General features: G+C 64.0%; 14 protein-coding genes. 10 read left to right on the top strand and 4 right to left on the bottom strand.

Annotated features, from left to right (window positions below; translation table 11 throughout):
- The first annotated feature begins 78 nt into the window (after window positions 1-78).
- The 5 genes from MJ956_RS16315 to MJ956_RS16295 are packed head-to-tail and all read left to right on the top strand — an operon-like array spanning window position 79 to window position 4,633.
- A complete protein-coding gene (locus MJ956_RS16315; RefSeq protein WP_253965495.1) occupies window positions 79-600 on the top strand; it encodes a TRAP transporter small permease in 522 nt (173 codons plus the stop codon).
- Complete coding sequence (locus tag MJ956_RS16310) at window positions 600-1,880, top strand: TRAP transporter large permease (RefSeq protein ID WP_253965494.1); 1,281 nt, start codon at window positions 600-602, stop codon at window positions 1,878-1,880. The genes MJ956_RS16315 and MJ956_RS16310 overlap by 1 nt, the downstream gene beginning before the upstream one ends.
- Window positions 1,881-1,884: 4 nt before the next feature.
- A complete protein-coding gene (locus MJ956_RS16305; RefSeq protein WP_253965493.1) occupies window positions 1,885-2,667 on the top strand; it encodes an enoyl-CoA hydratase/isomerase family protein in 783 nt (260 codons plus the stop codon).
- Window positions 2,667-3,881 (top strand): CaiB/BaiF CoA transferase family protein, encoded by a 1,215-nt coding sequence (locus tag MJ956_RS16300; protein WP_253965492.1) that lies wholly within the window; start codon window positions 2,667-2,669, stop codon window positions 3,879-3,881. Before MJ956_RS16305 ends, MJ956_RS16300 begins: the two co-directional genes overlap by 1 nt.
- A gap of 5 nt (window positions 3,882-3,886) precedes the next feature.
- Window positions 3,887-4,633, top strand: a complete 747-nt coding sequence (locus MJ956_RS16295) for a hypothetical protein (RefSeq protein WP_253965491.1) — start codon at window positions 3,887-3,889, stop codon at window positions 4,631-4,633.
- 32 nt (window positions 4,634-4,665) lie between these two features.
- Here the strand turns inward: MJ956_RS16295 and MJ956_RS16290 are convergent, their stop codons facing one another.
- Complete coding sequence (locus tag MJ956_RS16290; RefSeq protein WP_253965490.1) at window positions 4,666-5,373, bottom strand: GntR family transcriptional regulator; 708 nt, start codon at window positions 5,371-5,373, stop codon at window positions 4,666-4,668.
- A gap of 215 nt (window positions 5,374-5,588) precedes the next feature.
- Between MJ956_RS16290 and MJ956_RS16285 the strand changes: the two genes are divergently transcribed.
- The 5 genes from MJ956_RS16285 (at window position 5,589) to MJ956_RS16265 (ending at window position 10,741) form a co-directional block, all read left to right on the top strand.
- The gene (locus MJ956_RS16285; RefSeq protein ID WP_253965489.1) at window positions 5,589-6,545 is read left to right on the top strand and encodes a Bug family tripartite tricarboxylate transporter substrate binding protein; all 957 of its coding nucleotides are present in this window, start codon (window positions 5,589-5,591) and stop codon (window positions 6,543-6,545) included.
- Between the two features lie 72 nt (window positions 6,546-6,617).
- Window positions 6,618-8,159 carry a tripartite tricarboxylate transporter permease gene (locus tag MJ956_RS16280; RefSeq protein WP_253965488.1) on the top strand — a complete coding sequence of 514 codons (1,542 nt, stop codon included), beginning with the start codon at window positions 6,618-6,620 and terminating at the stop codon, window positions 8,157-8,159.
- On the top strand, window positions 8,146-8,643 hold the full coding sequence (locus MJ956_RS16275; RefSeq protein WP_253965487.1) for a tripartite tricarboxylate transporter TctB family protein: 498 nt from the start codon (window positions 8,146-8,148) through the stop codon (window positions 8,641-8,643). Before MJ956_RS16280 ends, MJ956_RS16275 begins: the two co-directional genes overlap by 14 nt.
- 69 nt (window positions 8,644-8,712) lie before the next feature.
- The gene (locus MJ956_RS16270) at window positions 8,713-9,882 is read left to right on the top strand and encodes a mandelate racemase/muconate lactonizing enzyme family protein (RefSeq protein WP_253965486.1); all 1,170 of its coding nucleotides are present in this window, start codon (window positions 8,713-8,715) and stop codon (window positions 9,880-9,882) included.
- Between the two features lie 127 nt (window positions 9,883-10,009).
- Complete coding sequence (locus MJ956_RS16265) at window positions 10,010-10,741, top strand: hypothetical protein (protein WP_253965485.1); 732 nt, start codon at window positions 10,010-10,012, stop codon at window positions 10,739-10,741.
- Between the two features lie 57 nt (window positions 10,742-10,798).
- Here the strand turns inward: MJ956_RS16265 and MJ956_RS16260 are convergent, their stop codons facing one another.
- From MJ956_RS16260 to MJ956_RS16250, 3 genes are all read right to left on the bottom strand, one after another.
- Window positions 10,799-11,785 carry an Ldh family oxidoreductase gene (locus MJ956_RS16260; RefSeq protein WP_253965544.1) on the bottom strand — a complete coding sequence of 329 codons (987 nt, stop codon included), beginning with the start codon at window positions 11,783-11,785 and terminating at the stop codon, window positions 10,799-10,801.
- 5 nt (window positions 11,786-11,790) lie between these two features.
- The gene (locus MJ956_RS16255) at window positions 11,791-12,723 is read right to left on the bottom strand and encodes a hydroxyacid dehydrogenase (protein WP_253965484.1); all 933 of its coding nucleotides are present in this window, start codon (window positions 12,721-12,723) and stop codon (window positions 11,791-11,793) included.
- Between the two features lie 101 nt (window positions 12,724-12,824).
- Window positions 12,825-14,003: a UxaA family hydrolase gene (locus MJ956_RS16250; RefSeq protein ID WP_253965483.1), complete on the bottom strand. Its 1,179-nt coding sequence runs from the start codon at window positions 14,001-14,003 to the stop codon at window positions 12,825-12,827.
- Between the last annotated feature and the right edge of the window lie 19 nt (window positions 14,004-14,022).

Below are 14,022 nucleotides of genomic sequence, written 5' to 3'. Positions count from 1 at the left end.
CGGCGGACGGCCGTTCCCTGTTACCGATGATCGATAAACGGAGCGCCCGAAAAGGCGCGGGAGGCCGATTTGCGCCTGATGGCGAAGCTTCTGGGCGAGGTTCTGACCTGGGTGGTCATTACCCTCATGGTCGGCCTCACTACCGTGGTCGTGGTGGCGGTCGTATTCCGCAAATTGGGAGCCTCGCTCTCCTGGTACGACGTGGTTGCCTCGGTGCTCCTGGCATGGACCACCTATTACGGCGCCGCGCTAGCGGCGCTCAAGCGCGGCCATATCGGCTTCGACGACGTACTCCTCGCGCTGCCACGCCGGGCGCGAGCCGCGGCGGTCATCCTCGCGGAGATCCTGGTGATCTCCTTCTTCGCGCTGCTCGCCTGGGCGGGACTCGAGGTGCTCAGCATTCTCGAGGGCGAGACGCTGGTCAGCCTGACCTGGGTACCGGTATCGCTGACCCAATCCATTATCCCGATCGGCGCCATCCTGTTCATCGTCGCCGAACTTCTGAGCCTGCCCGACTACTGGCGGGACGTGATGGCGGGACGCTCGGTCGAGCACGCCGTCATGGCGCATGGCGAAACGCCGGAGAAGGACCAGGCCTGATGTTCATGTTCGGTATCTTCATCGCGCTGGTCGTGATGGTCTGCATCAACGTGCCGATCGCCATCGCACTGGCGCTGGCGGCGGTCATTGCCATCGGTCTCACCGACGGTGCCGGCGCCCTCGTGACCATCGCGCTCGATATGTACTCGGGCGCGAAATCCTTCTCGCTGATCGCCATTCCGATGTTCGTGCTCGCTGGCGCGATCATGAACGCCACCGGCATCACCCGGCGCCTCATCGCCTTCGTCACCGCGATCATCGGCTTCGTTCGCGGCGGCCTGGCGATGGTCAATGTCGGTGTCTCGCTGTTCTTCGCCGAGATCTCGGGCTCGGCGGTCGCGGATGTCGCGGCAATGGGCTCGATCATCATTCCCGAGATGAAGCGGCGCGGCTATCCCGCCCCCTTCGCGGCTGCGATCACCTCGTCGTCGGCCTCGCTGGCGATCATCATCCCGCCTTCGATCCCGATGATCCTGTATGGCGTGTCGTCGGGGGCCAGCATCGAACAATTGTTCGTCGCGGGCGTCGTGCCGGGGCTGCTCGGTGCAGCCGGGCTGATGGGTGTCGCCTACTACTACGCCCTCAAATATGACTGGCCAACCGAAGAGGCCTTCAATCTCCCGGCGCTGCGCGCCACTTTCGTCGAGGCGCTGCCGACCTTCGCGCTGCCGGTGATCATTCTCGGCGGCATCTTCGGCGGCTTCATGACCGCGACGGAAGCAGCCGGTATCGCCGTCGTCGCGGCGATACTGGTGGGTGTCTGGTATCGCGAGATCGATTGGGGGCAGCTCAAGGAAGCGATGCTGGAAGGCGGCATGCAGACGGCCGTGGTCATGCTGCTCGTCGCCACCTCGGTCCTGATGGGCTCGTTCCTGACCACCGCCCGCGTCCCGCAGGACATCGCGGCGGCGATCCTGGACCTCACCAGCAACCAGTACCTGATCCTGCTGATCCTCAACGTCTTCTTTCTGGTCATCGGCTTCTTCCTGCATTCGGCCGCGGCGATCATCCTGGTCGTCCCGATCATCACGCCGCTGATCAGCCAAGCGGGAATCGATCCGGTGCATTTCGGCCTGGTGGTGACGCTGAACCTTGCGATAGGCCAGCAGACGCCGCCGGTCGCCTCGGTGCTGATCACAGCATGCTCGATCGCCAAGGCAAACATCTGGGAGGTGACCAAATGGAACCTGCCACTGATCGCCGTGCTGCTCTTCGTGCTCATCATCAGCACCTACGTGCCGGCGATACCGATGTTCCTCGTCGAATATTTCTACAGGTGATCCGATGTCCGAAAACGAACTCCTCTACGAAGTCCGCGGGACCACCGGCTGGATCACGCTAAACCGCCCGCAGGCCCGCAACGCGCTGACCTTCGCCATGTATGACGGCCTTGCCGAAATCTGCCGGAGCGTGCCGACCGACGGCTCGGTCAAATGTCTCGTCGTCACCGGCGCCGGTGAGAAAGCGTTTGCCGCCGGCACCGACATGACGCAATTCCGGGGCTTCACCAGCGATCAGGACGCGCTCGACTACGAACACCGCATGGACGTCGTCCTCGGCGCGGTCGAGGCCTGTCCGGTGCCGACCATCGCGGCGATATCAGGCGCCTGCACCGGCGGCGGCGCAGGAATCGCGGCCGCCTGCGACATCCGCATCACGACCGCAGACCTGCGCTTCGGCTTTCCGATCGCCCGTACCCTCGGCAACTGTCTGTCGATCGCCAACCTGTCGCGGCTGTCGGCGCTGATGGGCGCGGGGCGGACCAAGGAGGTCATCTTCACCGCGCGCCTCGTGGGCGCCGACGAGGCGCAGGCGATCGGTCTCGTCTCGGAGATCGTGGCCGATCACGCCGCGCTGATCGCCCGCGCCGAAGCACTGGCCGAACAGCTCGCCGGCCACGCGCCGATCACCCTTGCCACGACCAAGGAGGCGCTGCGGCGGCTGCGTGTCGAGGGGGCCGGTGCCGACGACCGTGATCTGGTCATCCGGGCTTACATGAGTGAGGACTTCAAGGAAGGCATGGAAGCCTTTCTCGGCAAACGCAAACCCGAGTGGAAAGGCCGGTAATGACGACCGCCGCGAAAGGCCCGCTGGAGGGCATGAAGGTCATCGAGCTAGCCCACATCATGGCCGGTCCCGTCTGCGGCATGATGCTCGCCGACATGGGCGCCGACGTCATCAAGGTCGAAAAGCCGGAGGGCGACGACAGCCGGCGCTTCCTGCCGCCCGATATCAACGGCGAGTCCGCCGCCTACATGATGATGAACCGCAACAAGCGCGGCGTGGTCCTCGACCTCAAGAGCGAAGACGGCAAGGCTGTCCTGCGGCGCATGCTGGAGACGGCCGACGTCGTCATCGAGAACTACCGCATGGGGACGATGGAAAAGCTCGGGCTCGGCTACGAGGATCTGCGCAAGACCAATCCGGGCCTGATCTATTGCGAGATCTCCGGCTTCGGCCGCAGCGGCCCTTATGCGACGCGCGGCGGCTTCGACCTGATCGCGCAAGGCATGAGCGGACTGATGTCGATCACCGGCGAGGGGCCGGGCCGGCCGCCGGTGAAATCCGGCGCGCCGGTCACCGACATCACCGCCGGCATCCTCGCGGCACTCGGCTGCGCCAGCGCCTATGCGCGGAAACTCCAGACCGGCGAAGGCCAGAAGGTCGACACCTCGCTGTTCGAGGCCGGCATCACCCATACCTACTGGCAATCGGCGATCGCGTTCGCCACCGGCGTCGCGCCGGGCCCGCTCGGCTCGGCTCATCCGCTCAACGCACCCTATCAGGCGTTCCAAACAGCCGATGGCTGGATCACCGTCGGGGCGGCCAACCAGAAGAACTGGGAGCGGATGCTGGCGGTCATCGGCGCGGAGGAACTGGCGAACGACGAACGCTTTTCGTCCAATCATGCCCGGATGCAGAACCTGGCCGCGCTCGAAGATATCCTGAACGGCTACTTCTCGCAGCAGTCATCGGCGGACTGGCTGGAGCGGCTGGAGTCGGCGGGCGTTCCCGCCGGTCCCGTCCTCGACGTCGGCGAGATGCACCGCGACCCGCAAACCCTGTTCCGCCAGATGGTCGTCGAGACCGAGCATCCGAAGGCCGGCACTGTGAAGGCGATCGGCCTGCCGATCAAATTCTCCGAAACGCCCGGCGGCATCACACGTCCCGCGCCGCTGCTCGGCCAGCATAGCCGCCAAGTGCTTGCGCAGGCGGGCTACGATGACGAGGCCATCGACGCCATGCTCGCTTCCGGCGCGGTCCGCGGGCCCGCGGTGTAGCGGGAATGGCGCGTCTCGACCGCGCCGATCGGCTGATCGGGGCCCGCAATGGCGGCCCCAAATTGTCCACGGGTGAGATGGCGGACGCCGTTGCCAGCGCGTGTGATGCCTATGCGATCCAGCGCCGCGTGGCGCAGGCCGTCGGTCCGGTCGGCGGCTTCAAGACCGGCCGCCGCCCCGGTGAAAACCCAATCATGGCGCCGATCTTTCAAAAGGACGTGTGGAGGAGCCCCGCCATCGTCAGCGGCGCGGATTTCGACCGCATCGGTATCGAACTGGAAGTCGGCTTCCTCGTCAACACGCCCCTGCCCGACCCCGAAAGCGCGGATTTCGAGTGCCGAGCGCGCGCCTGCGTCTCCGCTGTCGCGGCGCTGGAGATCGTCGACACGCGCCTGACCGACATCGAAACAGCACCGCCGCTGCTCAGGCTGGCGGACAATCAGCTGAACGGCGCCGTCGTCATCGCGGCGCCCCGCGCGGACTGGCAGGCGTTGGACCTTGGAACGGTCAGCGCCAGGCTGAACCTCGGCTCGCAAACCGTCCTCGATGGCAGCGCCGACGTGCCGGGCGGCGACGCCTTCGCGACATTCTGCGCCCTCGCCCGGATGATCGGGGCACATTGCGGCGGCCTGAAGTCAGGTCAGATCGTCATCACCGGCTCGTTGAACGGCATGCCCTTCATCGAACGCGGCACGCCGGTGCGCGGCTGGATCGACGGACTCGGCGAGGTCGCGGCGGATTTTCCGACCTGACCAGATGAGCGCGACCGGGCATGAAGACTGCGTTACAGATGCTTCATCTCATAGCGCCGCAGAAGATCCACGATCTGGTCCCGTGCCCGGATCTTGTGGTCCTGGGCCATCTGGCGCGCTTCGCCCGGCTCGCCGGCGCGGATCGCGTCGATGATACGCTGGTGCTCCGCGATGGAGCCCGTCGGCTTCGACCGCAGATGCAAGGTCAGCCGGCGCGCCCGAAACGACTGGTCGATGTTGACCGTCGCGATCCGCTCCAGCCTGCCGTTGCCGGCGCCGTGCACGAGGCAGGCATGGAACCGCGCATCCAGATCGGCCCAGCCGAGAAGGTCATCCCTGGCGAGAGCCTCGGCGAGCTCGGCGTTCAGCCGTTCCATGTCGCGGCTGACACGCTCGCGCGTCGCACGCGGCTGCTCGGCCAAGACCAGCGCGGCCATGCCCTCGACGGCAATGATGACGTCATAGACCTCCTTCATGTCGTCAGGCGACAGCGCGCTGATGACGACGCCGCGCTTGGATCGCAGCTCGACCATGCCCTCGCTCTGCAATTGGATGATCGCCTGATGCACCGGCGTCCGGCTCATCCCCAGCCGTTGTGCCATCTCCTGTTCGGAACCCTGAAAACCCGGAGGGAAGACGCCATCGCGAATCGCCTGCTTGACGGCAGCATAGGCCGCTTCGACCAGCGACGGCTTGCGCTCCGGTTTTTCAATGCCGAGGAGCGTCGGGGCGTTCGACATCATGATTTTCCCTCTTGCCACGAGAGCCTTCCCAGCACCCTACACGGCTCCACGATGAAACCGAACGCTTTCTTGCATACATCGTCGGACGCATGATTGACATTGCCAGCGCCGTGGTCCCAAATTGGCCAAGATCGGTCACCGCCGTTCCGCGCCTGAAGAGCGTCCGCAATGCGAGTGCACCGATCGAGAGAATTTCACCGGGAGGAACAAAAATGAAGATCACGTCACTGTTGACAGGCGCCATCCTGACCGTCGGCCTGACCGCCGGCTCGGTAATGGCGCAGGACTATCCGACGAAACCGGTCAACTACATCATTCCGTTCAACGCCGGCGGCGAATCCGATATCGCGGCGCGGCTGCAGCAGCCGGTCTGGGAGCGAATTACCGGCCAGCCGCTGGTGATTCAGTACATGGCCGGCGCCGGCGGCGCGCAAGCCTGGTCGCAGCTGAACGGCATGGACGGCGACGGCTACACGCTGATGGGCACGAACCTGCCCCACATCGTGTTGCAGCCGATGGCGCAGGAGGTCGGCTACAAGACCGACGACATCGCCAATGTCTACTTCTTCCAGTACACGCCGGACGCCATCGTCGTGCCGGCCGACAGCCAGTTCAAGACGCTGGAGGATCTGGTCAATTACGCCAAGGAAAATCCAGGACTGGTGACGTTCTCGGGCTCCGGGACCAATTCGGCCAACCATGTCGCGCAGACGAAATTCGACGCTCTTACCGGCGTCACCACCACCTATGTGCCTTTCTCCGGCACAAGTCCCGCGATCGCGGCCGTTCTTGGCGATCAGGTGCAGGCCGGCTTCAGCTATTCCACCGCCGCCATCACACAAGGCGATGCGATGCGCGTCCTGGCCATCGCATCCGAAGAACGCGTACCGAGCTTTCCAGACGTTCCGACCTTCAAGGAACTCGGCTATGACATGGTGGGCGGTGCCTATCGCGGCGTGGGCGTTCCGAATTCGACCCCCGAAGACGTCCGCAAGCAGGTTTCGGACACGCTCGACAAGGTCAACAAGGACCCGGAGTTTATCAAGAAGATGGAAGATGGCGGCTTCGTCGTCATCGATGTTCCCTATGAAGAGGTCGAGGCGTTCATGAACGAGCGCCGCGAGCAGTATCAGGCGGTCGCCGAGCAGATGGGCATCGCCCAGAAATAGGCGCCGGCCGAGCCCAGGCGGAAGTGGTCGACGCTTCCGCCTGCCATTTCCCATGCCATTGAAGCGATCGCCATGGACAAGCTCGTCTATCTTGCCGAGGCCTTGACGCCGTTCAACCTCGTCCTGGCGCTCGGCGGCGTGCTGGCCGGCATCGTCATCGGTGCCCTCCCCGGCCTGTCGGCGACCATGGCCGTCGCGGTTCTGGTGCCGTTCACCTTCACGATGGACCCCGCCTCCGGCCTCATCGTGCTCGGCGCCATCTATACCGGGGCGATCTACGGCGGCTCCTATTCCGCCATCCTGGTCAACACACCAGGGACGCCGTCAGCCATCGCCACCACCTTCGACGGCTTTCCGATGGCCAGGCGCGGCGACGGCGCGCTGGCCGTCACTGTCGCCACCCTCGCCTCGGTGTCCGGCGGTATCGTCGGGGCGCTGATGCTGATGTTCCTGGCGCCACCGCTGGCGCGGGTCGCGCTCGCCTTTGGTCCGCCGGAATATTTCTGGCTCGCGGTCTTCGGCCTGACGCTGATCTCCGCGCTGTCGGTCGGCAACCTCATGAAGGGCCTGATCGGGGCGTGTCTTGGTCTGCTCATGTCGATGATCGGGGTCGCCGTGATTGGCGCCGACGTGCGCTTCACCATGGGCAGCCATGCCTTGCTCGGCGGCATCAACATCGTCTCCGGGCTGATCGGGCTGTATTGCATCCCGGTTCTGATCGACCTCGTCGCGACCAGGGACCCGCACCTCAAGGTCGCGAGCGACACCAGCGGCTATCGGCTGAAGGAAGCCTTCGCGATCGTCATGCGGGAGAAGTTCAACCTCGTCCGCAGCTCGGTGATCGGAACCCTCGTCGGCATATTGCCGGGCGCCGGCGGGTCGGTCGCCAGCCTCGTCTCCTATTCCGAGGCGCGCCGCTCCGCCAGGCATCCCGAGCGCTACGGCACGGGCGAGCCGGGCGGCATCATTGCCACCGAGGCCGCCAACAACGGCACCGTCGGCGGCGGCTTCATTCCGACGCTGGTGCTGGGAATTCCCGGCACGCCGCCCGACGCCGTCATCCTCGGCGCGTTGCTCGTCCAGGGCATCCGCATCGGTCCGACGCTGTTCACCACGCAAGGGTCGATCGTCTACACCTTCATCTTCGGCCTGCTCATCGGCACCATCCTGATGCTGCCGGTTGGCCTCCTCGTCGGGCGCTACGCCTACAAGGGCATCATCGCGATCCCGAAGGCGGCGCTGGTTCCGACCATCGCCTTCATGACGGTCATCGGCAGCTTCGCGATCCACAACAATCTCAACGACGTCGTCGTAATGCTCGGACTTGGCGTCATCGGCTGGATCCTCAACCGGGTCGGCTTCACTCCCTCGCCCATCGTTCTCGGCCTGGTGCTCGGGCAGATCGCCGAGCAGGGTTTTGTGCAGAGCTATCTGATCGGCAACGCGCAGGGCAACGTCGCCGGCATGTTCTTCGCCCGACCGATTTCGCTCGCCATCGTCGCCTTCTCGGTGCTGACGCTGTTCTATCCCCTGATCGTCGGAGCGATCGGCGCGCGGCGGGCACGCAAGTCCGAAGTCGACATCATCGCGGAGGGTCGAGATGGCCGTCATTAGAAAACCGCACGACGTTCCGGGAACCGTCGCCGCGGCCCTGTTCGTCGGTCTCGGCGTGGTACTGATCCTTCAGACCGACCGGATGACGCCGATGGGTTCGGTTTTTCCGATCACCATCTCGGCCGCGATGATCGTGTTCTCGGCGATCCTGATCGTCCGCAATTTCGTCATCGCGGCTCGGTGCCCGTCCGTCGAGGCGGCCGATGGAACGGCCAGCGAGACGGAGCCGACGCAAGGGTCGATGCCGCGCCGCATCGGCTTTCTGGTCGCCATGGCCGCGTGGGTCGTGCTGATTCCGATCCTCGGATTCTTCGTCGCCAGCCTCATCGCCTTCTTCGCCATCATGGCCGTCGCCAGCCATGAGCGCGTCACGCCGCGCGAAGGCGCGATGCTGGTCGCGATGGGGATCATCGTCCTGACAGGCTTCTATCTGATCATGGCCAACGTCCTGCTGATCCCGATGCCACGCGGCCTGTTCTTCTAAGGCCGGGTCGTCCGCGATCGCGGCTGTCGCGGTCAGTGTCCACCGTCTTTCCATCCTGAAAGCTTCATCATGCGTATCACCGAGATCCGGGAAAAGACCGTCTCGATCGCCAGTCCGATCGCCAACGCCTTCATCGATTTTTCCAAGATGACCTGCTCCGTCGTCGCGGTGGTCACCGACCGGATTCGCGACGGCAAGCCGGTCGTCGGCTTCGGCTTCAATTCGAACGGGCGCTACGGCCAGGGCGCTCTGATGCGCGAACGCTTCATCCCGCGGCTGATGGAAGCCGATCCGGAGACGCTGATCGACCGCGAGAACGACAATCTCGATCCGTTCGCGATCTGGCAGACGATGATGACCAACGAGAAGCCGGGCGGTCACGGCGAGCGCTCGGTGGCGGTCGGGACGATCGACATGGCGGTGTGGGACGCGGTTGCCAAGATCGAAGGCAAGCCGCTCTACCGGCTTCTGGCGGACCGCTACCGGGGTGGCGAGGCCGACGACAGCGTCTGGGTCTACGCGGCTGGCGGCTATTATCATCCCGGCAAGGAGATCGAGGGTCTGAAGGACGAGATGCGGTCCTATCGCGACCGCGGCTACCGGGTCTGCAAGATGAAGATCGGCCTCGCGCCGCTGAATGAGGATCTGAAGCGCGTCGAGGCCGCGCTCGCCGTCGTCGGCGAGGGACAAAATCTCTGCGTCGACGCCAATGGCCGGTTCGACCTTTCGACGGCCATCGCCTACGCCAAGGCGCTCGAGCCCTACGATCTCTACTGGTACGAGGAAGCCGGCGACCCGCTCGATTATGCCCTGCAGGCGGAACTGGCCGACCATTACAGCGGCCGGATGGCCACCGGCGAGAACCTCTTCTCCATGCAGGACGCGCGCAATCTGATCCGCCATGGCGGCATGCGGCCGGACCGCGACGTCCTGCAATTCGACTGCGCCCTCTCCTACGGGCTCGTCGAATATATGCGGACGCTCGACATGCTGAAGGAGAACGGCTGGTCGAGCCGCCGGGTGGTGCCGCATGGCGGCCATCAGATGTCGCTCAACATCGCCGCCGGCCTGCATCTCGGCGGCAATGAATCCTATCCGGACGTGTTCCAGCCCTTCGGTGGCTTCGCCGACGCGACCGAGGTGCGGGACAGCCGCGTCGGACTGCCGGACGTTCCGGGCGTCGGCTTCGAGGCGAAGGCGGCGCTTTATGAGCTGTTCAAGCGGGAGCTGCTGGACTGAGCAATTTCGCACATCGACTGACGGCTCGATCGATCGAACGTTGCTCGTCAATGACATGATTGAATGCTAGCGGATATTGAGAAATAATATATCCTTCGCTCGAATCTCCACCGACGCAGAGGACAGTATGGAATACGAGCTTATGCGGGAAGAAGATTATGATGACCTTCCCGAAGATGATGAGCTGAAATTCGCTGCTATAGAGAGCCTTTGCCGCCGACGCATGGCAGAAATCACGTCCCAGTCTCATAACAATATCTATGATAGCCAGATCAGACTTGAGTATGTCGCCACGATCGTTGGCGCGGCCAAGTCAATTGGATTGGACGACGAGATACAATTTCACGAGAGCTTCTCAGATTTTAGCGAAAATTTTGATAAATTTATCATGAAGGTCGTAGCTAAAACTGCAGAAATAAGAGCGAGTAAATCACGCATTCACCAAAAAGACACCGCAAAACTCGCCAATAGAACAAAATCTCTAATTGAAATCGAAATATCTAAATTACGTGACGCAATATCAAACAGCGACCTCCCAAAATTCAAGATAAAAGATCTATTAGATAAATTAGAACTTTTGCGTTCTGAACTGCACAGGGGTCGCTTTGATATCAAAAAGGCAATGGTGATATTATCACACATTGGAATGTTCGGCGTTCATTCTGCAGTCGTGGCGTCCGTATATCCACAAGCAATAACTAATATTTTAAAGCTAGTTGGCGTAGATAAGGAAGCCGAAAATAAAGAGTTTGCCCGCCTGAATGGTGGCCTACAAATCAAATCGCTCCCATCTCCGCAACAAAGTGGCGGTTTCCACTCAGCTATAGAAAAAATGGACGACGACGAAATTCCATTCTGACCGACCACTTGCGCCGCAATCGATTTCGATTCGATCACACCGCCTCGATCGTCGCCCTCACATCGCGCGGATCGCGGCCAGCAGATCGTCCTCGACGGCGATACCGGTTTCAAGGGCTTCGCGCCGTGCCGCGCGGCCCTTGCGGCCCGGAATCCGGGTTCCCGACTCGGCGCTGATTTCCCCGACCAACGCGGCCAGACGCTCAACGGCGCGATCGCCGCCCATCGCCACCGGATCGATAACGAGGATCCACTGGCCCAGTCCCGGCGGCGGCCCCTTGTCGTCGAACAGGGAACTTGCCTCATAGGCGTAGTTCGCGCCGGTCAGTCCGGCCGACAGCATTTCCACGACCAGGGCGAGCGCGGCACCCTTGGCATCTCCCATCGGCAACATGGTCCCGGATAGCGCCGCGTCGGGATCGGTCGTCGGCTGTCCGGCACTGTCCAGCGCCCAGCCTTCGGGAATGGCAACACCCTTCTGCTTGGCGGCCATGACCTTGCCGCGCGCGATCTTCGACAGGGACAGATCGATGACGATCGGCTCACGGTCGCCCAAGGGCGCGGCGAAGGCGATCGGGTTGGTGCCGAACAGGGCGCGTGTGCCACCCCACGGCGCCATCGCACCCGGCGAATTCGCCATCATCAGGGCGACGAGGCCGACCTCGGCGAAGCGCTCAACCGTCAGGCCGAGAACACCGGCATGATGCGAGCGATGAATGGCGGCGCTCGCCACCCCCGTCTCCCTGACAATGGCCGGAAGCTGGTCCACGGCGAGATCGAGCGCGGGAAAGGCGAAGCCGTTGCCGGCGTCGATGCGCAGCAGTGCCGACCGGGTCCGCTCGGCTTGCGGAACCACCGCGCCGGCGACCTTTCCGGCCCTGGCTTGCGCGCAATAGGCGACGAGGCGCCGCAGCCCGTGTCCGCTCTGCCCCGCGGCTTCCGCGGCGACGAGCCCGCGCGCAACCGAGGCGGCCTGCGACGGGCCGGTCGAGGCGCGTTGGAGCGCCTCGGAGGCCAGCGTTTCGGCTTCGGCGATCGACAGCATCCCGGTCACGAACGCGTCTCCAGATGGCGCAGGATGTTGTCAGCCGTCACCCGGCTGACCCTGACATTCGATTCGTCGGTGACGCCGGCGATGTGCGGCGTCAGGATGAGATTGGCCAGGCCGGCGAAAACGCGGCCCGCTTCGGCCGTCAGCGGCTCGGTCTCGAACACGTCGAGTGCCGCGCCGCCGAGCCTGCCCTCCCGCAGCGCCTCGGCCAACGCCGTTTCGTCGACGACGCCGCCACGCGCCGAATTGATCAGGATCGCATCGGCCCTCATGAGCGACAGCGCCTGCGCGCCGATCATGTGGCGGGTCGCGTCGGTCAGCGGTACATGCAGGCTGACCACATCCGAGTTGCGCAGCAGATCGTCGAGGCCGTGCCGTTCGGCATCGGCCCAGGCGGCGTCGCCCTCCGGCAAAAACGGATCGAAGGCGGCGATCGAAAAGCCGAAAACCCGCGCCCGCGCGGCCGTCTGCCGGGCGATCGAGCCGTAGCCGACCAGCCCGAGACGCTTGCCCTGCCCTTCCCGGCCGATCGATTGCTGGCGCGGCCAGTTTCCGGCAATCACGTCCTCGGTCGCGTCATAGGCGCGCCGCAACAGCACCAGCGCCGTGGTCACGACATATTCGGCGACGGCGACGTCGTTGGCGCCGGAGGCCGGATAGACCGTCACGCCGCGCGCCTTGCAGGCATCGAGCTCGATGTTGTCGAGGCCGACGCCAAGACGCCCGACACAGCGAAGGCCGGGGGCGGCGGCCAGCAGCGCGGCGGTGACCCTGGTCCTGTTCCGCACGACGAGGGCGCTGGCCCCGGCAACCGCGGCGACCAGGTCGTCCGGGCGATCGACGAGTTGCGGATCGTAGAGGGTTTCATGCCGGGCCCGGATCTGATCGACCGCGGCCTCGTCCATGAACTCGGCAATGACAATCTCGGGCAATGGGCTCCCCTCCACAAAAGCGGTGGCGGCCGCCTCTGACGAGACGGCCGCCGAACAGGTATCACGCCGGGCGCTCCGTGGAGGCACCCGGCGACGACAGCTCAGGCGCTGCGATAGAGCTTGGTCATAACGAATTCGCGATGCCCCAGCGCTTCGGCCGCCGTCACCCGGCCGTTCGCCGTGCGCATGATGCATTCGATCAGATCGTCACCGGCCTGGTCGATGGTCTTGTCGCGGCGCAGGATGCCGGAAACGTCCACGTCGACATGCTCGGACATGGTGCGGACGGTGCGCGGATTGGCGGTGAGCTTGATCACCGGGACGATCGGATTGCCGACAACGTTGCCCTGGCCGGTCGGGAAGGTGTGGATGACGTAGCCCGCCGCCGCCATCAGCGTCACGCATTCGGCCGCCGCCGACGAGGTATCCATGAAATAGAGGCCGTTGCCCTTCTGTGGTGCTTCGGCCGGTTCGAGAATGTCGATGAACTTACACTCGCGGCCGATCTTCTCCAGATTGCCGAGCGCCTTTTCCTCGATCGTCGACAGGCCGCCCTCGATATTGCCCTTGGTCGGCTGGCTGTCCGACAAATCGTCGGTGGCGTGGGCGAAGATGACGTCGTCCTGATAGGCCTTCCACATCTTGTACCAGCGCTCGCCGGTCTCGGCGTCGACCGCGCGTTCCTTGCAGATGTGCTCGGCCCCGGTGATTTCCGAGGTTTCGCCGAAGACGCCGTAGATGCCCTCGGGAATCAGCTTGTCGTACATGTTGCCGACGGTCGGGCAGGAGCCGAGACCCGTCGTGGTGTCGCTCTCGCCGCATTTGGTCGAGACCCAGAGTTCGGACACGTCGCATTCGACGCGCTGCTGCTCGGTCGCCCACTGGACGAATTCCTTGGCCTTGCGAGAGACGTCCATGATCGTCTTCAGATCGCCGTTCTGCTCGATCGAGAAGGCGGCGACGGGCTTGCCGGTTTCGGCGATGCCGTCGGCGATCTTCTGCGTCCAGCCCGGCTCGATCCCGACCACGATGCAGGCGGCGACGTTCGGATTCGCGCCGGTGCCGATCATGGTGCGGAAATGCAGGTCGAGATCCGCTCCGAACTGCAGCCGGCCATACGAGTGCGGCAGGGCGAGCGTGCCCTTGATGTTGTTGGCGACCGCCTCGCAGCAGGCGTTGGAGATGTCGTCGACGGGCAGGATCACGATGTGATTGCGCACACCCACGCGACCGTTTTCGCGGCGATAGCCCATGAACTTGCGATTGGTGTTGATCGGCATGAGAACGTCTTCCTTGAAC

The organism is Aurantimonas marianensis (assembly GCF_024195285.1).
GTDB classification, from domain to species: domain Bacteria; phylum Pseudomonadota; class Alphaproteobacteria; order Rhizobiales; family Rhizobiaceae; genus Aurantimonas; species Aurantimonas marianensis.
This window is presented reverse-complemented; position numbering and strand designations above follow the sequence as displayed.